The sequence below is a fragment of the Staphylococcus felis genome, assembly GCF_003012915.1.
Taxonomy (GTDB): Bacteria; Bacillota; Bacilli; order Staphylococcales; family Staphylococcaceae; genus Staphylococcus; species Staphylococcus felis.
In genome coordinates this window covers 773,542-797,046 of record NZ_CP027770.1, presented here as the reverse complement: position 1 = coordinate 797,046, position 23,505 = coordinate 773,542, and the positions used below count along the sequence as shown (strand labels likewise).

21 protein-coding genes and 2 pseudogenes are annotated in these 23,505 nt (G+C 37.0%); 9 read left to right on the top strand and 14 right to left on the bottom strand.

Annotated elements, in window-relative coordinates:
* Position 1: 1 nt before the first annotated feature.
* Genes cntM through cntK form a run of 3 tightly spaced genes read right to left on the bottom strand, consistent with a single transcriptional unit; the run spans position 2 to position 2,918 of the window.
* Positions 2–1,294, bottom strand: a complete 1,293-nt coding sequence (cntM, locus tag C7J90_RS03775; RefSeq protein WP_103207124.1) for a staphylopine biosynthesis dehydrogenase — start codon at positions 1,292–1,294, stop codon at positions 2–4.
* Positions 1,287–2,099 carry a staphylopine biosynthesis enzyme CntL gene (gene cntL, locus C7J90_RS03770; protein ID WP_103207122.1) on the bottom strand — a complete coding sequence of 271 codons (813 nt, stop codon included), beginning with the start codon at positions 2,097–2,099 and terminating at the stop codon, positions 1,287–1,289. The genes cntM and cntL overlap by 8 nt, the downstream gene beginning before the upstream one ends.
* Positions 2,100–2,108: 9 nt before the next feature.
* A complete protein-coding gene (gene cntK, locus C7J90_RS03765; RefSeq protein ID WP_103207121.1) occupies positions 2,109–2,918 on the bottom strand; it encodes a histidine racemase CntK in 810 nt (269 codons plus the stop codon).
* Between the two features lie 458 nt (positions 2,919–3,376).
* Between cntK and C7J90_RS03760 the strand changes: the two genes are divergently transcribed.
* The 6 genes from C7J90_RS03760 to C7J90_RS03735 all read left to right on the top strand — a co-directional run bounded on the left by C7J90_RS03760 (position 3,377) and on the right by C7J90_RS03735 (position 9,530).
* A complete protein-coding gene (locus C7J90_RS03760; protein ID WP_103207119.1) occupies positions 3,377–3,841 on the top strand; it encodes an arginine repressor in 465 nt (154 codons plus the stop codon).
* A 241-nt stretch (positions 3,842–4,082) separates the two neighbouring features.
* Positions 4,083–5,315: an arginine deiminase gene (arcA, locus tag C7J90_RS03755; protein ID WP_103207118.1), complete on the top strand. Its 1,233-nt coding sequence runs from the start codon at positions 4,083–4,085 to the stop codon at positions 5,313–5,315.
* 20 nt (positions 5,316–5,335) lie between these two features.
* Complete coding sequence (argF, locus tag C7J90_RS03750; RefSeq protein WP_103207116.1) at positions 5,336–6,343, top strand: ornithine carbamoyltransferase; 1,008 nt, start codon at positions 5,336–5,338, stop codon at positions 6,341–6,343.
* A gap of 84 nt (positions 6,344–6,427) precedes the next feature.
* Positions 6,428–7,852 (top strand): arginine-ornithine antiporter, encoded by a 1,425-nt coding sequence (gene arcD, locus C7J90_RS03745; protein ID WP_103207115.1) that lies wholly within the window; start codon positions 6,428–6,430, stop codon positions 7,850–7,852.
* A 16-nt stretch (positions 7,853–7,868) separates the two neighbouring features.
* Complete coding sequence (arcC, locus tag C7J90_RS03740) at positions 7,869–8,810, top strand: carbamate kinase (protein WP_103207113.1); 942 nt, start codon at positions 7,869–7,871, stop codon at positions 8,808–8,810.
* 18 nt (positions 8,811–8,828) lie between these two features.
* Positions 8,829–9,530: a Crp/Fnr family transcriptional regulator gene (locus C7J90_RS03735; protein ID WP_103207111.1), complete on the top strand. Its 702-nt coding sequence runs from the start codon at positions 8,829–8,831 to the stop codon at positions 9,528–9,530.
* 159 nt (positions 9,531–9,689) lie between these two features.
* Here the strand turns inward: C7J90_RS03735 and kdpC are convergent, their stop codons facing one another.
* The 4 genes from kdpC to C7J90_RS12305 are packed head-to-tail and all read right to left on the bottom strand — an operon-like array spanning position 9,690 to position 14,076.
* Positions 9,690–10,235, bottom strand: a complete 546-nt coding sequence (gene kdpC, locus C7J90_RS03730; protein ID WP_103207110.1) for a K(+)-transporting ATPase subunit C — start codon at positions 10,233–10,235, stop codon at positions 9,690–9,692.
* Between the two features lie 10 nt (positions 10,236–10,245).
* Entirely contained in the window at positions 10,246–12,270 is a 2,025-nt protein-coding gene (gene kdpB, locus C7J90_RS03725; RefSeq protein ID WP_103207108.1) for a potassium-transporting ATPase subunit KdpB, read from the bottom strand.
* Between the two features lie 16 nt (positions 12,271–12,286).
* Complete coding sequence (gene kdpA / locus C7J90_RS03720; protein ID WP_103207106.1) at positions 12,287–13,963, bottom strand: potassium-transporting ATPase subunit KdpA; 1,677 nt, start codon at positions 13,961–13,963, stop codon at positions 12,287–12,289.
* 32 nt (positions 13,964–13,995) lie between these two features.
* Positions 13,996–14,076, bottom strand: coding sequence for a potassium-transporting ATPase subunit F (locus tag C7J90_RS12305; RefSeq protein ID WP_103207104.1), 81 nt, complete (start codon positions 14,074–14,076; stop codon positions 13,996–13,998).
* A 170-nt stretch (positions 14,077–14,246) separates the two neighbouring features.
* Here C7J90_RS12305 and C7J90_RS03710 point away from each other — a divergent pair, with 170 nt between their 5' ends.
* The gene (locus C7J90_RS03710) at positions 14,247–16,895 is read left to right on the top strand and encodes a sensor histidine kinase (RefSeq protein ID WP_103207103.1); all 2,649 of its coding nucleotides are present in this window, start codon (positions 14,247–14,249) and stop codon (positions 16,893–16,895) included.
* The gene (locus C7J90_RS03705) at positions 16,885–17,577 is read left to right on the top strand and encodes a response regulator transcription factor (protein WP_103207101.1); all 693 of its coding nucleotides are present in this window, start codon (positions 16,885–16,887) and stop codon (positions 17,575–17,577) included. Before C7J90_RS03710 ends, C7J90_RS03705 begins: the two co-directional genes overlap by 11 nt.
* Positions 17,578–18,112: 535 nt before the next feature.
* On the opposite strand, the gene arsC is transcribed toward C7J90_RS03705, so the two are convergent.
* The 3 genes from arsC to C7J90_RS03690 are packed head-to-tail and all read right to left on the bottom strand — an operon-like array spanning position 18,113 to position 20,142.
* Positions 18,113–18,523, bottom strand: a complete 411-nt coding sequence (gene arsC / locus C7J90_RS03700) for an arsenate reductase (thioredoxin) (RefSeq protein ID WP_103208802.1) — start codon at positions 18,521–18,523, stop codon at positions 18,113–18,115.
* Between the two features lie 12 nt (positions 18,524–18,535).
* Positions 18,536–19,825, bottom strand: coding sequence for an arsenite efflux transporter membrane subunit ArsB (arsB, locus tag C7J90_RS03695; protein WP_103208804.1), 1,290 nt, complete (start codon positions 19,823–19,825; stop codon positions 18,536–18,538).
* A complete protein-coding gene (locus C7J90_RS03690; RefSeq protein ID WP_103208806.1) occupies positions 19,825–20,142 on the bottom strand; it encodes an ArsR/SmtB family transcription factor in 318 nt (105 codons plus the stop codon). The genes arsB and C7J90_RS03690 overlap by 1 nt, the downstream gene beginning before the upstream one ends.
* A gap of 124 nt (positions 20,143–20,266) precedes the next feature.
* Here C7J90_RS03690 and C7J90_RS03685 point away from each other — a divergent pair.
* Positions 20,267–20,375, top strand: a pseudogene (locus C7J90_RS03685) (IS6 family transposase); the annotation flags it as partial.
* A gap of 423 nt (positions 20,376–20,798) precedes the next feature.
* Here C7J90_RS03685 and C7J90_RS03680 read toward each other — a convergent pair.
* The 4 genes and pseudogenes from C7J90_RS03680 to C7J90_RS03665 form a co-directional block, all read right to left on the bottom strand.
* Entirely contained in the window at positions 20,799–21,356 is a 558-nt protein-coding gene (locus tag C7J90_RS03680; protein ID WP_103208808.1) for a hypothetical protein, read from the bottom strand.
* A 326-nt stretch (positions 21,357–21,682) separates the two neighbouring features.
* Positions 21,683–21,916: pseudogene (locus tag C7J90_RS03675) on the bottom strand (protein rep); the annotation flags it as partial.
* 94 nt (positions 21,917–22,010) lie between these two features.
* Complete coding sequence (gene ycaC / locus C7J90_RS03670) at positions 22,011–22,649, bottom strand: isochorismate family cysteine hydrolase YcaC (RefSeq protein ID WP_103208810.1); 639 nt, start codon at positions 22,647–22,649, stop codon at positions 22,011–22,013.
* Between the two features lie 63 nt (positions 22,650–22,712).
* On the bottom strand, positions 22,713–23,354 hold the full coding sequence (locus C7J90_RS03665) for a class I SAM-dependent methyltransferase (protein WP_103208811.1): 642 nt from the start codon (positions 23,352–23,354) through the stop codon (positions 22,713–22,715).
* Positions 23,355–23,505: the final 151 nt, after the last annotated feature.

The following is a 23,505-nucleotide window of genomic DNA, read 5'->3' as shown; positions in this document are numbered from 1 at the left end:
ATTATGTTCTTGCTGTTTCAATATTCAAACGAAGCATTGCTGTATCTTGTTCGAATTCACATACGTCAAATTGCTTTGTAAAATGTTCATTCGGATGATTGCGCTTGTAATCAACTAGCTGCGTTTCATAACGTCTAAGTAAAGTGTCTATCATAGGTGTATCTACATCCAATAGACGACCCATTTGTTGGATGATTTTAGTGCGATAATAATCTTCGCTTGGCATGCGTGGGATTTGAATCTGATCTTGTTCATTTTTAAATATTCTTTTGAATGGTACTGCAGAAAAATCAAAATAACGGCCCTCTTGATTCGGCTCTGAGAATGGATCGATTAATATCGCTGTATAACGTACGTAGAGTAAGTACTCTTGATGAATAGTTGATAAAGTTTCAAACTGTTCAATGTCTCTCTCATCTAATGTTTCTTGGCGTACGGGATAATTCTCTTTCACCATGAATTTGAGTAAATTCATCGAAGGCACATTTAGTTTTAATAAAATTTGATTCATTTCTTGCCACATTTGTCGCATTTCTCGAATCAATGTCATCGTGATAGGACCTTCTGGAAATAACTTATACACATATACAGGCACATCCGTACCATTAAAAATGGCATTTAACGAAAATGCATTCATAAAGAGTGGTGGATGCACATATAATGAACTGTTTCTTGCTTCTGCTTGAAATGGTGTTTCTGTATCACGTAACTGAATATGCATCGCTCTAAACATCTTAATCATCTGCTCATAATAATGAGACTTATGCGTCGATCCTACATATAAATGCGATTTTACGCCCGTTGTACAGACGTGATAAGGTTGTTTTGAGTCAACAATACGTGTGTCACCTAAGTAAGTCGAAAATACAATCACTTCAACCTCTTTTTGGTATTGTGCCATCCACTGTTGAACGATGATGTGCGAACCTAGTGTAGGCGATACTAAAATAATATGTTTAAGGTGTCGCAATGTGTCTTTGGGTAGTTGTTGCAATACTGAAATATAGGCATCACATGTGCATGCTAATATTAAAGTGTCGTAACGCCCAACAACTTCTTGGTAGTCCGCATAAAGTTGACGTAAAGTGTGCTCACCTTCAAGAATAGCATGTGCCTTATTTTGTACAGATACTTTTAACTGGCCATGCTTTTGATAAGCTTGATAAAAAGTTTGAGACTTGATTGAGTCTTTCGAGCGCCCAACCATATCAATCACAGCATCTTCATTTCTTCCAAAGATACACGCTAGTTGTACTGCTACAGGGCCTGTACCTGAAATCAGATAGCTAGTCATGGTTGCCACCTACTTTTTCATAAATCGCAATATCAAATATATGATCCGGGCGATGTTGCTTTTCAATACATCTCCATTTGGTTGTGTCAATCATTTTTGACGGATAATTAAATATCGATTTGAATCCATCTCCATAACGCATCGACACACTGACATGATTCGGAATCAAATCATACAACTGATCCAATATTTGATACTTAACTGGAACAGTTGAACTAAAAATCACATGTGTCACTTCCTCAATATGCGGCACTGCATCAACCGTTTGATGATAAATTTGAATATCATATCCAGGTGCTAAACGTTGAATGACTTGTCTCCCAAGTTGGACTGCTTCTTCATCAATATCAATACCAATCACCGTTGCACCCGTTTCTTCTGCAACTTGTATAAGGGTCATAGGATATGCCCCTGAGCCTACAAGAAGTAACGTATCTTCTTCTGAGATATGACATTGTCCAAACTCTTCTAATATGCAATGCTCAATGTTATCAAAATAAGCTGACGTTCCAGAGACGCCTTCTAATAAGCGGCGTGCACGTATAGTTTCAACAGCTTTCACACATTGCGCTGAGATATCAGCAAGCTGTCTTGTTAACTGTTGTTTTGCTTCAGTTTCGTCCCATGCTTGATAGGCTTTTTCGTGCTGAGAATTCATGACAAAATGACTATATGTATCAATGAGGCTTTCAATTGCATCGACATTTGAATTCGACACATTGAACTCGGCATATAGTTGCTCAAATTGCGTTAAAAATGTTTGAAGTTTCGTTTGAATGTACTGTGGTGTTGTCACTGCTTTCATATTATGCTCCTATTCTATATATGCTGTTCCTGTTGCTACTGTAGTGACATGTCCCTTAATCGTTGTATGATATGCGTTGTGATTTTGTTTTGTAGAAACGCTTAAAATACCACCAGGTTGTGATATCTGTCGATAATGACATGATTGTCCCGTCTGATGATGGATATAGGCACCTACTGATGCTGTTCCAGATGCACAACTTTGCTCCCAAATCATACTACTTATTGATGGAACATAAATAAAGGGTTCCATATAATCATTATGATGTTGATATAACATCACCCCAACTGTTTTAAAACGCACATCCCATTTTGTTTTTTGTATAAATTGTTCTACCGCTTGCTTTATCTCTTCATTAATATGTTGGACAGGCACTACAAAATGCAGATAACTATCATATTCAATACGTTTCGCACTGAGTACTTGATCCTTCATATTGAGTTTTGTTGAAGTGATTTGTTTTTGACTTGGCATTGTCACCTCATACGAGTTGTCATGATGTACTTTACAAGAGACAAGGTCTTGACGTCCTGATACTTCAACATCAACTTGATGAGAAGGCAAAAGCTGCTGAGTTTTTAAGTAATGTAAAAAAGAAATCGTGGCATTACCACAAAACTCATGTCCACTCATGACTAATTTCAACTTATCGTGATGCCCCTTTTCGATAAATCCGACTTGTTCACAACAAATATGTTCTGTAGCCATCAATTGGTTGGCAATATTCACATAATGTGACTTCGGATGCGTTGAATGGACTAGAACTGTCATGTTGCCAGATGGATTATATTTTGAAAATACAACGTTGCCTTGTGTCATATAACCCTCCTTTTCCATAGATGATCCACATAATAAATCGTAAGAATTACGATTTATTCATTATAGTAGCGATTCCCTTTATAAATGTCAATCCAAATGATAATAATTTTCATTTATTTTTTTGAAAGAAACTTACACAAAATCATTTATATTAAAACGATAAATAAAGGCTCTATCTTTGTGAAAATCCGCCTCACTTCCAATGTATGATAATACAATCACTGTCCTGATAAATCTCAAAAATTTAAAACTGTATAAACACGTCATCCCAATTTATTTCTTATATTATATCAATAAAATATAATATTTATAAAATTTGTGACATAGCTTCCATATTTGAGTATAAAATTTTATAATGAGATACATCTCAAAGTCGCTACTACCCAAACTTTCACCACGCATTAAAATTTGACAATGACTTTTGTAGCTATTCATTTCTATATCGGAAGGTGTTGTTTATGAATAAAGAAGAAAGACGTATACTCATTAAAATGATTGTGCAAGAAAACCACATTACTTCAAAGCGTGACATTTTATCAATTATCAGAGACAAATTTAATGAATATATGAGTTTATCAACCATTACTAACGATTTGAAAGCACTTCATATTACTAAAGTTCCACTTGATTCATCTACTTATGTATTTCAAGTTCCAGAAAACACCCCCACTACAGATCATAGCGCCATCATCCATACACTCTACCAATACGATATTCAAAAAATCGTTATTTCGAATCACTGCTTAATGATTCATACTTCTCCAGGATTTGCACAAAAACTCAATTATCATATTGATGCTCTTGAATTACCAGAGATACTCGGATCAGTCAGTGGTAATGATTTTACATTACTGATGACATCTTCAAATCAATGCGCACAACAATTACGGCTTAAATTATTCGGCCCTCATCACAACTTATAAGTATGATTATGCACTATTTTGCATGAGTCACAATTTTCGCCTTAATACGACTGATGATATTCACTTTTTATTCACTATTCTCTTGAATGATAGCTTCTATAAAGAATAAAAAAACACTTTTATGTATCTACAAAAATAATATAACCAAATTTTTAACGCTTCTAATGTGAAATTAATCACATTGAAAGCGTTTTTTTGTTTTATGCTTAAACCATCATCAATTCATTAAGGAGGTCATCACATGGCACATGCTATTCAAGTGAATAGTGAAATTGGTCGTTTAAAAACCGTACTTTTAAAACGACCTGGTAAGGAACTCGAAAACCTTGTCCCAGATTATTTAGACGGTTTACTATTCGACGACATTCCATATTTGAAAGTCGCTCAAAAAGAGCATGACTATTTCGCAGAAGTTTTAAGAAAAGAAGGTATTGAAGTACTCTATCTTGAAAAGTTAACTGCAGAGAGTATCGAAAATCCAAACGTTCGAGATCAATTCATCGACGATATTCTCTCAGAATCAAGAAAAACAGTACTCGGTCATGAAAGTGAAATTAAAGCGCTTTTTTCAACTTTAGATAATCAAGCACTTGTTGACAAAATAATGGCCGGCGTTCGAAAAGAAGAAATCAAACTTAAGTCTACACATTTAGTTGAGCATATGGATGATAAATATCCATTTTATCTTGACCCTATGCCGAACCTTTACTTTACAAGAGACCCTCAAGCATCAGTAGGTCACGGTATGACCATTAATCGCATGTTCTGGCGCGCTCGACGTAGAGAATCCATGTTCATGCACTATATTTTAAAATATCATCCGCGATTTAAAGGGAACGACACACCTGTTTGGCTTGATCGTGACAGTCCTTTCAATATTGAAGGCGGCGATGAATTGATATTATCCAAAGAAGTCATCGCTATTGGTATTTCTGAACGTACATCAGCCCAAGCGATTGAGCGTTTAGCACGCAGTATTTTCAAAAATGAATCTACAACATTTAACAAGATTATCGCAATTGAAATTCCGACAAGCCGTACATTTATGCATTTAGACACTGTGTTTACAATGATTGATTACGATAAGTTCACAATGCACGCCGCTATTTTAAAAGCTGAAGATAATATGAATATTTTTATCATTGAAAAAGACCCAGAGCGTGATGACATCAAAATCACCCACTCTCATCAACTCAAAAAAACACTCGAAGACGCACTTCATATCGATCATATAGAATTTATCCCAACTGGTAATGGTGATGCGATTGACGGTCCTAGAGAACAATGGAACGATGGCTCAAACACATTGTGTATTAGACCTGGTGTCGTAGTCACATATGATCGAAACTATGTCTCTAATCAACTGTTGCGCGACAAAGGCATTAAAGTCATCGAGATACCGGGTGGCGAGCTTGTCCGAGGCCGCGGGGGGCCACGTTGTATGAGTCAACCCCTTGTGCGAGAAGAAATATAATTTATTAGGAGGTTTTTAATATGAATCAACTCGTTCAACCTACTCAATTAAAAGGAAGATCTTTACTTAAAGAATGCGACTTTACGAAAGAAGAGTTCAGTCAATTGATTGATTTAGCAATGACTTTAAAAACCTATAAACAACAGAATATTAAACACCATTATTTAGAAGGTAAAAATATTGCCTTACTCTTTGAAAAAACGTCTACACGTACGCGAGCAGCATTCACAGTCGCATCGATAGACCTAGGTGCACATCCTGAATTTTTAGGTCAAAATGATATCCAACTCGGTAAAAAAGAATCTGTCGAGGATACTGCCAAAGTTCTCGGACGTATGTTTGATGGGATAGAGTTTCGTGGTTTTTCACAAGAGATGGTAGAAGAACTCGCTGAACATTCAGGCGTTCCAGTTTGGAATGGTCTAACAGATGCTTGGCACCCTACTCAAATGCTTGCAGATTATATGACAGTGAAAGAAAACTTCGGTACGTTAGAGGGTATTACGCTCACTTATATTGGCGATGGTCGTAACAACGTTGCTCACTCATTGATGGTTGCCGGTGCAATGCTTGGTGTCAACGTACGCATATGTTCACCGAAATCACTCTTTCCATCTCGAGATTATGTAGAGATTGCACGTCAACGCGGCGAACAAGACGGCGGCTCGGTGATGGTGACAGATGATATCGATATCGCTGTCGAAGGGGCAGATGTGATATATACAGATGTTTGGGTTTCGATGGGAGAAGAAAGTGAATTCGAAACACGCATCAATTTATTGAAAGATTATCAAGTCAACGCATCTTTAATCGATAAAACAGGTAAGCCTCATACAATTTTCTTACATTGCCTGCCTGCATTTCATGATATTAAAACGAAATACGGTAAAGAAATTTATGATAAACATGGCATTCGTGAAATGGAAGTGACTGACGACGTCTTTAGAAGTGCTCGTTCAAAAGTATTTGACCAAGCAGAAAATCGTATGCATACGATTAAAGCTGTTATGGCTGCTACACTCAGTTAAAAAATAAAATAAGGAAGAAAAAGGCACAGAGCACTCGCTTACACATCTAAAGCCTTTTCTCCTTACATCTAAGGGATGAGTGATATGAATAATGCAAATGAAAAATACTTAAACAAATCATCTCTCATCGGTCTTGTGATTGGTTCTATGATTGGTGGAGGTGCCTTCAATATTATTTCTGATATGGGTAAAGAAGCTGGAGGTCTTGCACTCATTATAGGTTGGGTGATTACCGCTATTGGTATGATTGCACTCGCTTTTGTCTTTCAAATTTTAACAAATGCACGACCTGATCTAGACGGCGGCATCTATAGCTATGCACGAGCTGGATTCGGTGACTTTATAGGATTTTGTAGTGCTTGGGGGTATTGGTTTGCTGCCTTTTTAGGCAATGTTGCGTATGCGACATTACTCATGTCTGCAGTTGGAAACTTTTTCCCTATCTTTCAAGGCGGGAATACCCTTCCAAGTATTATCGTCGCCTCAATTTTATTGTGGGCTGTACACTTTTTGATACTCAAAGGTGTTGAGACAGCTGCATTTATCAATAGTATTGTGACCGTCGCTAAGTTAATTCCGATCTTTTTGGTGATTGTTTGTATGATTGTGGTCTTTCACTTTGATACGTTTATGGCTGGCTTTTATGGTACAGAACAACATGCTGGTCTATTCAATTGGGGCAGTATATTAGAACAAGTGAAAAGTACCATGCTTGTGACTGTTTGGGTCTTTACAGGTATAGAAGGTGCTGTTGTATTCTCTGGCCGCGCAAAATCTAAAAAAGACGTAGGTACCGCAACTGTAATCGGCTTAACATCTGTACTCATTATTTATTTCTTAATGACAGTACTTGCCCAAGGTGTCATACATCAATCGGATATTTCGAAATTACAAGACCCTTCGATGGCAGATGTACTCGCCCAAATCGTCGGACCATGGGGAGCTGTATTCGTCAATCTCGGATTAATTATTTCTGTACTTGGCGCTTGGCTCGGTTGGACATTGCTTGCAGGTGAACTGCCATTCATCGTAGCTCAAAATAAACTTTTCCCAAATTGGTTTGCAAAAGCCAACATCAACGGCGCACCTGTAAATGCTTTATTGATAACGAATATACTTGTACAGCTCTTTTTAATCAGTATGATCTTTACTGATAGTGCGTATCAATTTGCGTACTCACTCGCATCAAGTGCTGTACTCATTCCATATATGTTAAGTGCCTTTTACTTATTTAAATACAATATCATACAGGCTGAGCACACCATCCGTCGCTGGATTGTCAGTATCATAGCCTCGATTTATGCAGTGTGGCTCGTCTATGCAGCAGGACTCGAATATTTATTGCTAACGATGATACTTTACATTCCTGGATTGATTGTATTCATTTGGGTTCAAAAGCATAATGAACGCCCCCTTCAAAAGTCAGATTACGCTTTAATGACTTTGATACTCATCTTTGCTGTTATAGGTATTGTGAAAATTTTAACGCATTCAATCAGCGTGATATAATGAGGAGTGATTTGATATGACTAAAAAAATTGTAATCGCATTAGGCGGTAACGCTATTCAAAGTCAAAATGCGACAGCAGCACATCAACAAGCATCGATACGCGAAACAATGGATAGACTCAAACCATTATTCGAAGCGGAATACCCTATTGTCATCTCACACGGAAACGGCCCACAAATTGGGAACTTACTCATTCAACAATCCAAATCTGATAGTCCACAAACACCTGCTATGCCTTTAGATACTTGCGGTGCGATGACACAAGGTATGATTGGGTATTGGCTAGAAACAGAAGTAAATCGTATTCTAAGTGAGATTCAAAGCGACAAACATGTAGGCACGATCATTACTCGTGTCGAAGTTGATCGTAATGACCCTCGTCTCCACCATCCTACTAAACCTATTGGCCCTTTTTATACAGAGACTGAGATGACACAACTCAAACAATCCAACCCAGAATCGGTCTATAAAGAGGACGCCGGCAGGGGCTTTCGTAAAGTGGTACCTTCACCATTACCTATTTCGATTTTAGAGCATCAAATGATTAATACCCTTGTCGACAGTGGTAATATCGTGATTGCCTGTGGTGGTGGGGGTGTACCTGTCGTTCGTCAATCTCATTCATTTGAAGGGATTGAAGCAGTTATCGATAAAGACTTTGCAAGTGAAAAGCTTGCTGAATTAATCGATGCAGATACTTTAATGATTTTGACAAATGTAGAACATGTTTATATTAACTTCAACGAACCGAACCAAGAGAAACTCTCTGATATTACCGTTGATGAATTGCAGCGCTATGTTGAAGCTGACAAATTTGCAGAAGGCTCTATGCGCCCAAAAGTGGAAGCAGCCATCCAATTTATCGGTCAAAATCCAAATAGAGAAGTCATCATTACAAATCTTGCGAATGCTTATACAGCATTTGAAAAACATACTGGAACACATATCCATTTATAAAAAGAGGTGTATTCAATCATGACGTATCATAATTCCACACTCAATCAAACTGAATTTGATATTGCAGTTCAAACATTCGCACATCATTTAAACATCTCTACCTCAAAACTAAACGCTTTTAAAGAAGAACTGACACTGCGAGCATATAAAAGAGGACAAGTCATTTATTATGATACGCTAGACACGACACATCTTAAATTTTTAGTCCGTGGCTTAATTACACGAGAGTCCTATAGCGATACAGGCGAAAGTTATCTATGGATGAATCGAGAACCCCAATTATTCCCTATAGAACAACTATTTAATGCAACACAAACGCATGAAATGTGTACAGCGTTTCATGATTGTCTCGTCCTATGTATTCCTAAATATTTGCTTGAATCTTTGTGTATGAAAGACCATCATTTATTCATTCGTATTTATGAACTCTTAACTCTGAATATGAAACAACATATACATCATAATATGATTTTAACTTGCAAAACTGCGAAAGATAAAGTTATTTATTTGATCAACCATATTTGCGAAAATATTGGGATTGAGACGGATGCTTTTTATGAAGTTCCCGCTTCTATTACCATTCAGTCTTTAGGTGATATGGCAGGTCTCTCTAGAGAAACTGTCAGTCATATTATTCACGATTTAACGACTGAAAACTTAGTCTATAAAGATCCAGAGCACTGGATTATCAGTAAACAACTACTACACAGCTCTTTATAAAAGCAAAATTATCATGCAGTTAGACTTTGCTGAAACTTTGGCTACATTGTCAATAACCTTATTCATAACAGAACCGAGCAGCTCATCAAAATTTTGAAAAATCATTTCATGTGCTACTCGGTTCTATTTAAATTCTCTATTGGTTCTCCACAATATTTCCTACATTTGATCTAAAGCGATATTGAGTTCTAATACGTTCACATAATCGTCGACAAGACCGTGATGCGTCGTGTGATCTTGAATAAGTTGGTTAATACGCTGTGGATTGATATGTCGTTCTTTTGCGATACGATCGACTTGGCGCTTAGCATTCAGTACTGTAATATGAGGATCTAAACCCGAACCCGATTCAGTTACCGCATCATTTGTTAAGTGCCCACCTTCATCTCGTATCGTTTGATTGACACGTTTTTTCAAATCAGGATGACTATTCGCATAATTATGGCTACCTGAAGCGACACCTTCCTCTGTTGAACTCATATTATAGTCGACACTACTTTGACGACCATGAAAATATTCTGGCTGTGTCCACTTTTGACCGATAAGCTTAGATCCAACCACTTGCCCATCCACTTTGACGAGACTTCCGTTAGCTTGCGAATTCAAAAAGAGTTGGCCTACTGCTGTGACAGTAAGTGGAAAGATTAAACCACAAAGAATCATTGTCACAAAAACAAATCTTAAACTTGTATTCAATTGTTTCATAATAAGCCTCCTAAACAAAAAATTGAATGATTAAATCAATAAGCTTAATTCCTATAAACGGGACGACTAAGCCTCCAAGACCATAAACTAGCATATTTTTCATTAATATCGTTTCTGTTGACGCCCCTTTAATATGAACCCCTTTCATTGCGATAGGAACGAGCAATATAATGATGAGCGCGTTAAAGAGAAGCGCTGACAATATTGCTGATTCAGGCGAGTGTAGATGCATGATATTCAGTACAGACATACCTGGAATAGCCGACATCATCATGGCAGGTAAAATAGCAAAGTATTTTGCAATATCATTCGCAATACTAAATGTTGTTAATGCGCCTCTAGTCATTAAGAGTTGCTTGCCAATCTTAACAACTTCCATGAGTTTAGTTGGATTAGAGTCTAAATCGATTAAGTTTGCTGCTTCTTTTGCACTTGTTGTTCCTGAATTCATAGCAAGACCGACATTCGCCTGTGCTAGTGCAGGTGCGTCATTTGTCCCATCACCTGTCATAGCTACGATGTGGCCTTGTTCTTGTTCAGATTTAATGACATTAATTTTATCTTCTGGCTGACACTCAGCAATAAAGCGATCAACACCCGCTTCTTTCGCAATTGTAGCAGCGGTCAGTTCATTATCACCTGTACACATCACCGTCTCGATTCCCATTGCTCTAAGTTCTGCAAATCTTTCAACCAATCCTTCTTTAATGACATCTTTCAAATAAATCACCCCAAGAATGGTATGATCTTCAGCTACAATCAAAGGGGTACCGCCTTCGCTTGAAACTTCAGTGACAAGGTGATTTATGTTGTCTGGTATCTCTCCCCCTTGCTGTTTAATACGTTTAATCATACTGTTTGGTGCCCCTTTATAAACGTGATGTTCTACAGTCTTAATACCACTCATTCTCGTTTCTGCTGAGAAAGGTTGATACTCTCCTTCAACTTGTTCAGGTAATGTGACTTTACTGTTTTGGGCAAGTTTAACGATACTTTTGCCTTCTGGTGTATCATCATAGAACGAACTTTCATATGCCGCTACAATCAAACGCGTATAAAGATGATCTTCAACAGCTAGAAAACGGTCAGCCATACGATTTCCGTATGTGATTGTGCCAGTTTTATCTAAAATTAGCACGTCCACATCCCCGCAAGTTTCGACTGCTCGGCCACTTTTAGCTAAAATGTTAAATTGTGTCACACGGTCCATACCTGCAATACCAATTGCAGATAATAGCCCTCCAATTGTCGTTGGTATTAAACAAACCGTTAATGCGATTAATGTCGCAATTTGAATATTTAAGTTTAGATAACGCGCAATCGGATAAAGCGTCAAAATAACAACTAAAAAAATAATAGTTAGCGTAATTAACAATGTGAAAAGTGCAATTTCGTTTGGCGTCTTACGGCGTTCAGCACCTTCAACTAGTGCAATCATTTTATCTAAAAAAGACGAACCCGGTTCACTATCAACCTCAATTTCAAGCCAGTCTGATGTCACAACTGTCCCCCCTATGACACCCGAAAAATCCCCTCCTGACTCTTTGATGACAGGCGCTGATTCGCCTGTAATTGCTGATTCGTCTACAGTTGCTAAACCATTTATCACAATACCGTCTGCTGGAATTTGTTCGCCTGCTTCAACCCGTATTCTATCGCCTCGTTTCAACGTTGAAGCATCGACCGTCTGATAAGCCTCCTGATGCGTGATGATACGTGCCGTCATCTTTGATTGCGTTTGACGTAGTGCACTGGCTTGTGCTTTACCACGCCCTTCTGCAATCGCTTCAGAAAAGTTCGCAAATAATATAGTCAATAGCAAAATAACAAAAATCACAAATAAATATGTTCGAGATAAACCATCTGATGCAAACAAATTCGGTATAATCGTTAATATAAGTGCTAAAACCATACCGACTTCAACAACAAAAATAATAGGATTTTTGATTAAAACTTTAGGATTTAATTTAATAAAACTTTCAATGACAGCTTGTTTTAAAATGGCATGGTTTAAAGTTTTTGAATGCTGTTGCATAACACGTATCCTCCTTTTAACGTAACGATAAAAACTCTCCAATTGGTCCAAGTAAAAGCACCGGCAAGAATGTTAAACCACTGAGCAATACAATAAAAATAAACAAAGTCACTCCGAAAAAAGGTGTACTTAACTGAATGGTTTCTGTCTCTTTTTGATACGTCTTTTTATTAACAAGACTCGATGCAATCATAATTTGAAGTACGATCGGCACGTATCTCGCAAGCAACATGACAACACCCGTCGCTATATTCCAAAATGGTGTATCGTCTGCTAATCCTTCAAATCCTGAACCGTTATTAGCTGAAGCAGATGTCATTTCGTATAGCACTTGTGAGACCCCATGGAATGATGGGTTCGTAATCGCATCACTTGCACCAGGAACAATAAACGCAAGCGCACTAAATATTAAAATTAAAAGCGGATGAATTAAAAATGTCAGCGCAATGAGTTTCATCTCACGCGCTTCAATCTTCATACCAAGATAATCAGGCGTCTTGCCGACCATAAGACTACATAAAAAAACAGTCAGCATGACATAGATCAACATATTCATTAATCCTACACCTTCGCCACCAAAAATCGCGTTTAGCATCATCAGTACAAGTGGTGTTAAACCACCTAAAGACGTGAGTGAGTCATGCATATTGTTAACTGTTCCTGTAGTAAATGCTGTTGTGACTGTTGTAAAAAGCGCCGAAAAGACAGGACCAAAACGCACCTCTTTCCCTTCCATATTCGCGCCTGCAATGCCAAGTTGATGTAGTACTGGATTGCCTTTTATTTCAGATACGACTGCAATTGCAAAAAACATTAAAAAAAACGCCGCCATTGTCCCAAAAATAACATAAGCATGGCGATGAATGTGACGTCCATTTTTCATTAACATTCGGCCAAATAAAAAAACAAGCGCACCCGGAATCATCATCATACTCAACATTTCGATATAATTCGTCCAAATGGTCGGGTTTTCAAATGGCGTTGATGAGTTTGCGCCTAAAAAGCCCCCACCATTCGTACCAATATGTTTAATAGATTCCAATGATGCAATAGGACCGTATGCAATGCGTTGTATAGATCCTGACAGTGTTTCAATCGTTAAATTGCCTTTGAATGTTTGGGGCGTCCCTTGACTGATCAAGAAAATACTGACGATAAAAGACAAAGGAATCAAAACGCGCACGATAAATCTGACCACATCTTGATAAAAATTACCTATAACATCTGTAACGCCTGTTAAACGTCTAAGCATCGCAATACACACTGCGTACCCCGAAGCGCTCGATGTGAACATCAGATAAGTAATCACAATCATCTGCGTCAAATAGGTTAGCCCCGATTCACCTGCATAGTGCTGCAAGTTAGTATTTGTTAAAAATGAAGCAGCCGTATTAAATGCTAATGTCATAGACTGATTTAAGTTACCGTTCGGATTTAAAAATAACCACTGTTGTACCGTGAGTAATATGAAACTCACAACACCCATACAAGCATTAAATAGTAAAAAATGCTTTACGTATGTTTTTCCAGACATCGGCATTAATTCTGTACCAATGAGTTTATAAATCAAACGCTCTATACCACCGAATACTTTATCAGGCGCAGCAGGCATCAGTAATGCTACGTGATATAGATAACGACTAAGAAAGTAAGCGAGCACTGTAAAAATAATCAAAAAAATTGCAACTTCCATCATAAAACCTCCCTAACCTCTATTAGACAATTTTAAAATTTTTCACTATAAATAAGGGCATATACTAAATAGGCAATAAGTAGCAAAACAAGTATTGCTAAAAGTACAATCATGGCTCAACCTCCTTATCAATTCAAAAAACATATTATCAGTATGCGTGTGAGGAAGTTATTAATATTCGGCTGTATTCTATTAAGAAAGCATTAAGATGAAAAGGCGATTTATTTTTTGATAGAAAATCATGTCTTGTAGGATTATGATAGTTTGGAAGAGGTGAAATGTAATGGAAACGGCATATGAGTCTCAACGCGGCAAATTAACTATTTATTTAGGCTATAGTCCAGGCGTGGGAAAAACCTATGAAATGTTATCAAACGCGATAGATATATATGAATCAGGCGCAGATGTAAAAATAGGCTATATCGAACCCCATCAACGGCCCGAGACACAAGCCTTAACGCAAAAGTTGCCCATGATACAAACGAAATCTCAAAACTTTGGAAGTCATGTATTCCAATACGTAGATGTCGATAGTATCATTGAAGAATCGCCATCAATTGTTCTGATTGATGAACTTGCGCATACAAACATTACGAAAGAACGTCACGAAAAGCGCTATATGGATATAGAAGAAATCTTGGCACATGGAATTGATGTACACACGACACTCAATATTCAACACATTGAGAGTTTAAGTGAACAGATTAAACTAATGACAGGTGTCAAAGTCAAAGAGTGTGTACCTGATCAACTCATTATGTCTGCAGATGCTTTGGAAGTCGTTGATTTATCTCCAAATCAATTAATAAAACGGTTAAAAGCAGGTAAAGTTTATAAAAAAGAAAGACTTGAAACAGCATTTTCAAATTTCTTTAAATATGAAAATCTTGTAGAACTTCGTGAACTGACACTGCGAACAGCTGCGGATATTATGAGTGAGAAAGAACAGCTATACAAAAATAAACATACTGATATCACACCGCATGTTGCTGTTGCTATTAGTGGCAGTGTATATAATCAAGCCGTCATTCGGGAAGCCAGACGCATTGCCAATAAAACACATGCGCGTTTTACTGCTATTTATATAGATAGTTTTGATAAATCAGAGCAACCCACTGAACAATCAAAATCTGTCCATCGCCATCTGATGCTCGCACAATCATTAGGCGCAGATGTTAAAGTAGTATATGACAATCAAATTGCGAAAGGCTTGGATGAATGGTGTAAAACTAACCATGTGACGCGATTGATTATCGGCCAACACGTTCGTCAAAAGTGGCATGACCGATTAAAACGCCCCTTAATTGATCGTTTAATGACATTCCATCACCATTATAAAATTGAAATCGTACCGATTGAACATATTCGTGAGGCACACAAACCTAAAGCAATGCTTAATCCTAAAAAGCATACGCAGTTCACTATCGATATATTCAAAATGATATTCATTCAAACGGTATCTGTATTAATTGGTTTATGGATTTATACATGGGATAAAGGCGAATCGAGCACAGTCATACTGCTACTTTTTTTAATAGGTATTATCGTTTTGTCTATTTGGACACAGTCATATATGATAGGATTTTTGGCAGCTATTTTAAATGTACTCGTCTTTAATTACTTCTTTACGGTACCACGATTCACATTCGAGATGTATCGCTTTGATTACCCAGTTACATTTGCCGTAAGTATTTTAGTAAGTATGTTGACGAGTGGATTATTAAAGCAAATCAAGCATCAATACAAAGTCACAAAACGACAATTGTACCGAACAGATATTTTATTACAATTCAATCACTCTATTAAAAATATGTATACCATCCCTGATTTATTGAAAACAGCTGGTCATCAGATGCAGCAATTGTTGAATCAAGATATCATTGTGTACAATGTTGAAAATCAAGCGGTGACCGAAGTATTACGAGTCCCTAATTATACACAAGATACTAAGCAAGAAAATCATCAAGTATTGAGTTGGATCATTAAAAACCAACGCCGAGCAGGAGTAACAACCAATACTTTTCCAGGAATCGATCATTTATATTTACCTATAGGCACAGACCCCGTTAAAGGCATTGTTGCTATTCGTTTTAAAGATAATCAAGTGATTGAATCCTATGACTTTTCAATCTTAGAGTCAATGTTAAACGAAATATCACTTGCCGTTGAAAATGTAACATTAATGCGTAAATCGAGAGCCTCGATGTTACAAGCTGAACGCGAAACAACGAGATCGAACTTTTTGCATTCGATTTCTCACGACATTCGAACACCATTAACAACAATTATCGGAAATCTTGAAATGTTACAACTCGATGATTCAAATATTCCCATCGAAGAACAAAAAGAGTTAGTAAAACATTCATATGAAGAAGCACAATATTTGCATATGCTTGTGTCAAATATCTTATCATTAACACGACTCGAACGTTCTAATGTAGAATTACAATTACAAACTTATTTGGTCGATGAGTTGGTTGAAGAATTCGAAAACGTCATCACAAGACGTCATCAAGATACCCTCATCACTGTCGAACCATTAGAAGAAATGTGCTTTGTCGAAATGGATAGTAAGCTGATTTTACAAGCTATATTCAACCTCATTGAAAATGCTTTAAAATATACGCCGAAAAAGACACCTATCACTTTAAGATTAACGCACGTCGATGAATTTGTTCGATTTGAAGTGATTGACCAAGGTCCCGGCGTTCCTAAACACGAGCAGCATATGATGTTTCAACCTTTTTATACCAGTCAATTATTTAAAGATAACAAAAAAGACAGCTTAGGATTAGGCTTATACTTAGTCCAATCGATACTTGAAAAACATCGAAGTAAATTGAAATATAAAAGTAATCTTCCACATGGTAGTATTTTTTATTTTTACTTGCCTATTAAATATGATCAGGAGGTGCAATCCTATGAAAACTAAAATCTTAATAGTAGAAGATGACGAGGCCATTACACACTTGATTGATGTCGCATTAACTTTAGATTACTATCATATTATTCAAGCCAAATCAGGAAAAGAGGCAGATTTTAGAATACGAACGGAACAACCAGATATAATATTACTCGATTTAGGATTACCGGATGTAGATGGATTAGATTTGATTAAGATAATCAAACAGGAGTTCGCAATTCCGATTATTGTCATCAGTGCACGTTTAGAAGAGCAAACCATTGTGAAGGCACTTGATAATGGGGCTGAGGATTATATGACAAAACCGTTTAATATTGGAGAACTGCGCGCACGTATTCGAGTGATACAACGCCTGAAAAATGCCCAACAGCAAGAAAATGATATTACATTTGAAAACGGACCCTTAACCGTTGAATTCGCAGCAAAGCAGGTCAAAATGGGCGACACTGTAATCCATTTAACCCCTAATGAATTTCGATTACTTGAATTATTATGTCAGCACGTCGGCAAAGTCTTAACGTATGATAAAATTTTGAAAGAAATTTACGGGTATGTGAACAAAACAGAAATGCCAAGCCTACGTGTACATATGACATCATTACGACACAAATTAAATACAGCCAATAATATGTCCACACAATTAATCCAAACACACCCACGTATCGGATATCAAATGCAATATTGGCAATAAATCAAAAGGTTGTTGAGCAAGTGCTCAGGATTCAAGCAGAATGGAATGGCGAGCAAAATTGTTTCCCAAATTTTGTCGAGTCATGACATTCTGTCGAGAATCCTACTTGCGAAACACCGTCTATCAAGGTTGTTGAGCAAGTGCTCAGGATTCAAGCAGAATGGAATGACGAGCAAAATTGTTCCCCAAATTTTGCCGAGTCATGATATTCTGTCGAGAATCCTACTTGCGAAACACCGTTCATCAAGGTTGTTGAGCGCGGAGGTTGGGACAAAAGCGTTTAGGATTTGAGCAGAACCTCATAGCGAGCAAAATTGGGGTTTAATTTTGTCGAGCTATGTCGTTCTGTCGAAAATCCTGCTTTTGGGACACCGTTTACCAAGGTTGTTGAGCATGCGCTTAGAGTTTGAGCATAACTCGAGCAATTCAAAAAATTGTTCCTCAAATTTTGAAGAATTGCGAAGTTATGCCGAAAACTCTGCATGCAAAACACCGTTCATCAAGGTTGTTGAGCATGCGCTTTGATGTTTACTCTTTAAAATGAGTCCGCACGCACTTCCTTAAACGTCTCAATCGTTTGCTTAATCTCATCTCTCACACGCTGAAATGTAGCCCAATCTTTCCCAGCTGGGTCCTCAAATCCCCAATGTTCTTTTTGAATATGCGCCGGTAATACTGGACAATTTTGATCAGCATCACTACATAGTGTTACAACCAAATCAGCCTGTGCGATGACTTTTGGGTCAATTAAATCAGATGTATGGTTTGAGATATCAAGCCCTACTTCTTCCATCGCTTCTACTGCTTTGGGGTTTACACCGTGCGCTTCAATCCCCGCCGAATAAACTTGCCATCGATCACCAAGAATGGCTCTACCAAATCCTTCAGCCATCTGACTACGACATGCATTCCCTGTACAAATAAAATAAATTGTTTTTTGAGTCATCTCTATCTTCCCCTAAAATAATATTAATGTTAAATACAAACCGAAAAGGGTCACAAATAGAACTGGAATCGTAATCACGATACCTACCTTAAAATAAGTGACCCATCCAATCTTGACAGCTTTTTGAGTTAAAACATGTAGCCATAAAAGGGTCGCTAATGATCCAATTGGTGTTATCTTTGGACCTAAGTCAGAACCAATCACATTGGCATAAATCATGCCCTCTTTCACGATACCTGATACATCCGACTGTTGAATTGCAATGGCATCAATCAAAACGGTCGGCATATTATTCATAACCGACGATAAAAAAGCAGCAATAAATCCTCCCCCCATAACACTCATGAACAAACCATACTCTGCTATACCGGATAAAATTCGGCTTAATATCATCGTAATGCCTGCATTTTTGAGCCCATATACTACGAGATACATCCCAATTGAAAACACGACAATATTCCACGGTGCGCCTTTAATGACTTTTTTTACATGAACTGCCGATGATTGTTTCGCAAAAATTAAAAATACTATTGCAACGCTACCCGCAATAAATGAAACTGGCATTTTCGTCCATTCACTAATCAAATATCCAACTAGTAATATCGCCAGAACGACCCACGACATTTTAAATAGACGTTTATCTTTGATTGCATCTTGCGGTTTTGGTAGACCTGTTTGGTCAAACGAACGAGGAATCACCTTTCTAAAGTACCACCAAAGTACGAGCATACTAGCTATTAACGAAAAGACATTAGGTAGTAACATTCGACTCGCATATTGAATAAAACTAATATCAAAATAATCAGCCGATACGATATTAACAAGGTTACTTACTACAAGTGGTAAAGATGTCGTATCTGCTATAAACCCACTCGCAATCACAAATGGAAAAATAACTTGCTCTTTAAAACATAACTGACGTACCATTGCTAAAACAATCGGTGTCAATATCAGCGCTGCCCCATCATTTGCAAAAAATGCAGCTACAATCGCGCCTAACAAAATGATGTAAATAAACATTTTGAAGCCATTGCCTTTAGAAGCTTTTACCATATAACGCGCTGACCATTCAAAAAAGCCAATCTCGTCTAATATTAATGAAATCAGTATCACTGCAATAAACGTCAGAGTCGCATTCCAAACGATACCTGTCACTTCAACAACATCCGAAAGGCTCACAACACCCACCACTAATGCTACAATCGCGCCTATGAAAGCCGTAATCCCAATGTCTAATCCTTTGGGCTGCCATATGACAAATAAAAGTGTCACTAAAAAAATAACAATCGCTAAAACAGCCACTATTCACACACTCCTTTAGGAAGAGCATCACATATACACGGTTGACTGTTACGGTGTATCATTTGAAGTTGATTAATTAATTCTTGCATTTTGTTATCGTTAAGCCGATACATCATTTTTGTACCTACTTTTTGACACGTAACCAATTGATGGGCCTTTAATACTTTCATATGGTGACTCAGTGTAGGTTGAGAAAACGAGAAGTGTTCTAATAAATCACAACCACAACGCTCGCCACATGATAGGATATCTAAAATTTCTAATCGATTTGAATCAGCCACTATTTTGAGTGTATTTGCTAATACTTGATAATCCATATTCACGCCTCCTATTATTAATATAAATTATCATCTATATAGATAGTTGTCTATATTAGATAAAAAAGAAGGTCTATTGCAAGTTAAGTTTATAGTATAATTTTAAAAAATGGGGGTACTCCCTATGAACTATTTCAGATATAAGCAATTCAATAAGAATATTATTACTGAGCTATTGGGTTCAAGAATATTCACCTATTTTGTATCAAATTTGGAAGGAAAAACATAAAAAAACTTCAGTATTTTCGATTATTTCTAGACAATTTAATCTTACTACTGAGGTTTTTTATGTCAAAAATTTCCTTCACGCTTAAATTAGGTTATAAACTCTTTAATATCAAAAGTATAAGGACAAAAACAAAATCGAGTTATTTCTATATAGTATCAAGACAAGAAGAAACTCATTTCAAAAACACACAAATACACGTGCTTATGAAATACATAAACACGTGTAAGCACTAACTATCTATTTTTTATAAATAGTACTATATAAACACAAGTCATTAAAAGAAAAGGAGTAGTCAATAAAAAGACTTTTAAATGACTTATATTAGAAACCCACAAAAACAACGACAACATAAATACATAACTCAAAATCACAATAAAAAATATTGGCCAGTTGAAGATCTTTCTATCATACATAGTTATCCCACCTTTTAACAGCCAGCTACATATCCACCAGAAGCACCGCCAATACCGCCACCGATGGTTCCTACAACACCACCACTAACAGTTCCCACAACAGGAAGTGTAACAGTACCAACAGCAGCTCCTCCTAAGCCACCAGTTGTCGCACCACCAATAGCTCCTCCTACAGTTCCGATTATACATTTATCAGCTCTTCTTTCTTGTTGCTGCTTAACAACTTGGACACCCAACTTACCATCCTCTTCAAAATAAACTAAAGTCGCGTCTTCACCATTTTTGTCTTTTGCTGTTACAGGTAATTGCTCAGTTTTTCCAGAACGAGTATCTTTTATCGTAGCTATACCATTTTCATCAACATTGTATGTAATCCAATTGTTCAAATCAATTCTAGCCACGCTATCATTAATTTTCGAAATTGTTCCAGCACTTTTTTTAGAAACTATAGATGAATTAGCTTCAGCAGCTTCAGAATCATTATCAATGCCAATAGGGCTAAATACAATACCAGAAGCAATGACAAATGCAAGAGAACCTTTTACAATTTTTGAAGTATTAATATTATACATTGTAAAAACTCCTTATTTCAGAATTTAAACAATCCCTTAATAAACACTCCAATATACAACATATCATATTTTTGCTTTATTCCAAATGCTTTATTGACAACGAGCCTCTGAACCCTTAACAAACCCAAAACTTGTCGAATGGTCGGCTTAATAGCTCACGCTATGTCGACATTCGTCTCCAAGTTTAGTTAAGGTTCTTCTCATTATCAATAAATTTTCTCGGCATAAATGTGTGCTCCTGTTATAATATAAACGTAATGGGGCTGAAACCCTATGTCCCAGCCCCATTACAAATTCTTCAAGTAATAATTTTGTTTTTCAAAATTCTAAATGGCCGTAATCGAATATGCTTATACTTCTTCATCAGTTGCTTTTGCATCCTCATTTGTATGAATTAAATTACCTTTTTCATCATCATCGAAATTCCATTCTTTATGTTTCTTTTTCAACAAACCACCATAACTTAACATACGTTTGCGATACAAACCTTGCTCCAAATTACTCACAATTTCTGTATCTTTTTCTTTATCTCCTGTTAGATAATCTGATGACTTAAAAGAAGCGCTAAGACGATTTTGAATAGAAAATCACCTTAGCGCTATTTATTTTGGGATTGATGTCCCAGCCTGCTCTACCGCTTCATCTTTTTAAAGATTATTGATTCTTTTGTGCTGCAGTATAGCTACCCATCACATTTTGGTAACCTGGTAAGTTGCTCGTTAATAACTCACCAAAACCTTCTGGATCATTACGCCAATCACGTTGTAATTCACTGGCAACACTAAACCAGTTCGTTAATTGAACGCCACCTTGATTCATGCGCATCAATGCTGCATCAGCTACCTGCTTACTTACTGTACCTGACGCATCAGCTACGGCAAATACGTCATAACCTTCATTTACAGCTGAAAGTGCAGGATGTGCTACACATACGTCCGTTACCACACCAGCAATGATAAGTTGTTTTCTACCTGTTTTCTTAATTGCTTCAACAAATTCTTCGTTATCCCAAGCGTTAATTTGACCTGGACGAGGAATTTTTGTTGCATTTGGGAATAAATCGACAATGTCTTGCATAAGCGGACCGTTTGGACCATCTTCAAAGCTTGTCGTTAAGATAACTGGTAGATCGAAATATTTCGCTGTTTTCGCAAGCGCGATGACATTGTTTTTAAATTCATCTACACCATAGTCACGTACAAGTGAAGAAATCAAACCTGTTTGATGATCCACTAATAATAATACCGCGTCGTCTTTATTGAGACGGTTGTATAAATCTTTATTTGTTGACATATGAATCACTCCATTAAGAAAATTGTAGTATATTTTATATACCATCTACATTATGACATTTTTTCATAGAATGTCCAAACATTTGCTTTGAAACGATTTAGATTTTTCAATATGACCTTGAATGACTAATGCCTTCCCATGATGTGCATCTCCTTCATATCGCTCAACCTCTACTTGTTCGAGACGATGAATACGAATAGAAAAACTTTTGAGCATCCTTTCAATCTCTTCAACATCATATAGCATCGATACATCTTTAGGACCACCCGTTTGATAATCAAGTTGTCCCTTAGCATAAAATTCAAAATAAGCCTGCCCACCGACTACTAACGACTCGATTAAATTTTGAAACATTGCACGCTTACCAGCAGAAGGCACATGACCGAAAATATTAATACTGTAGTCAAATTGCGCTTTGGGTACAATATCAGGGTCAGTCACGTCTCCAAAGTATGCATGAATAGATACATTTTCTTTTTGGGCACGCATATTTTGCCTTTGAATACCCACTTTCGAAAAATCATACGTCGTTACATCATATCCAAGTTTGGCTAAGTAAATTGCATTACGTCCTTCTCCTTCAGCTAACATCACTACTTTATGTCGCTCTGTCACTGGATGCTTAAATACATTTTGAATGTACGCATTGGCTTCCAATCCATACATATTTGTATGAGCATCAAACTTTTCATCCCAATGATTCACTCCTATCACTCCTTTACCCTTTATCTCTATTTTTATTACAAATACACATTGACCAATGATAAAAAAAGCATAACACAAAATACCCCAGTATGTATTTGACAAGAACTCTACTATACGTTAACATACCCCTAAAGGTATTTTAACAAGGAGG

What these genes read in the sequence shown, in the direction of transcription:
- cntM (WP_103207124.1), bottom strand. Translation starts at nt 1,294, where the DNA reads ATGACTAGCTATCTGATTTCAGGTACAGGCCCTGTAGCAGTACAACTA.
- cntL (WP_103207122.1), bottom strand. Translation starts at nt 2,099, where the DNA reads ATGAAAGCAGTGACAACACCACAGTACATTCAAACGAAACTTCAAACA.
- cntK (WP_103207121.1), bottom strand. Translation starts at nt 2,918, where the DNA reads ATGACACAAGGCAACGTTGTATTTTCAAAATATAATCCATCTGGCAAC.
- C7J90_RS03760 (WP_103207119.1), top strand. Translation starts at nt 3,377, where the DNA reads ATGAATAAAGAAGAAAGACGTATACTCATTAAAATGATTGTGCAAGAA.
- arcA (WP_103207118.1), top strand. Translation starts at nt 4,083, where the DNA reads ATGGCACATGCTATTCAAGTGAATAGTGAAATTGGTCGTTTAAAAACC.
- argF (WP_103207116.1), top strand. Translation starts at nt 5,336, where the DNA reads ATGAATCAACTCGTTCAACCTACTCAATTAAAAGGAAGATCTTTACTT.
- arcD (WP_103207115.1), top strand. Translation starts at nt 6,428, where the DNA reads ATGAATAATGCAAATGAAAAATACTTAAACAAATCATCTCTCATCGGT.
- arcC (WP_103207113.1), top strand. Translation starts at nt 7,869, where the DNA reads ATGACTAAAAAAATTGTAATCGCATTAGGCGGTAACGCTATTCAAAGT.
- C7J90_RS03735 (WP_103207111.1), top strand. Translation starts at nt 8,829, where the DNA reads ATGACGTATCATAATTCCACACTCAATCAAACTGAATTTGATATTGCA.
- kdpC (WP_103207110.1), bottom strand. Translation starts at nt 10,235, where the DNA reads ATGAAACAATTGAATACAAGTTTAAGATTTGTTTTTGTGACAATGATT.
- kdpB (WP_103207108.1), bottom strand. Translation starts at nt 12,270, where the DNA reads ATGCAACAGCATTCAAAAACTTTAAACCATGCCATTTTAAAACAAGCT.
- kdpA (WP_103207106.1), bottom strand. Translation starts at nt 13,963, where the DNA reads ATGGAAGTTGCAATTTTTTTGATTATTTTTACAGTGCTCGCTTACTTT.
- C7J90_RS12305 (WP_103207104.1), bottom strand. Translation starts at nt 14,076, where the DNA reads ATGATTGTACTTTTAGCAATACTTGTTTTGCTACTTATTGCCTATTTA.
- C7J90_RS03710 (WP_103207103.1), top strand. Translation starts at nt 14,247, where the DNA reads ATGGAAACGGCATATGAGTCTCAACGCGGCAAATTAACTATTTATTTA.
- C7J90_RS03705 (WP_103207101.1), top strand. Translation starts at nt 16,885, where the DNA reads ATGAAAACTAAAATCTTAATAGTAGAAGATGACGAGGCCATTACACAC.
- arsC (WP_103208802.1), bottom strand. Translation starts at nt 18,523, where the DNA reads ATGACTCAAAAAACAATTTATTTTATTTGTACAGGGAATGCATGTCGT.
- C7J90_RS03690 (WP_103208806.1), bottom strand. Translation starts at nt 20,142, where the DNA reads ATGGATTATCAAGTATTAGCAAATACACTCAAAATAGTGGCTGATTCA.
- C7J90_RS03680 (WP_103208808.1), bottom strand. Translation starts at nt 21,356, where the DNA reads ATGTATAATATTAATACTTCAAAAATTGTAAAAGGTTCTCTTGCATTT.
- ycaC (WP_103208810.1), bottom strand. Translation starts at nt 22,649, where the DNA reads ATGTCAACAAATAAAGATTTATACAACCGTCTCAATAAAGACGACGCG.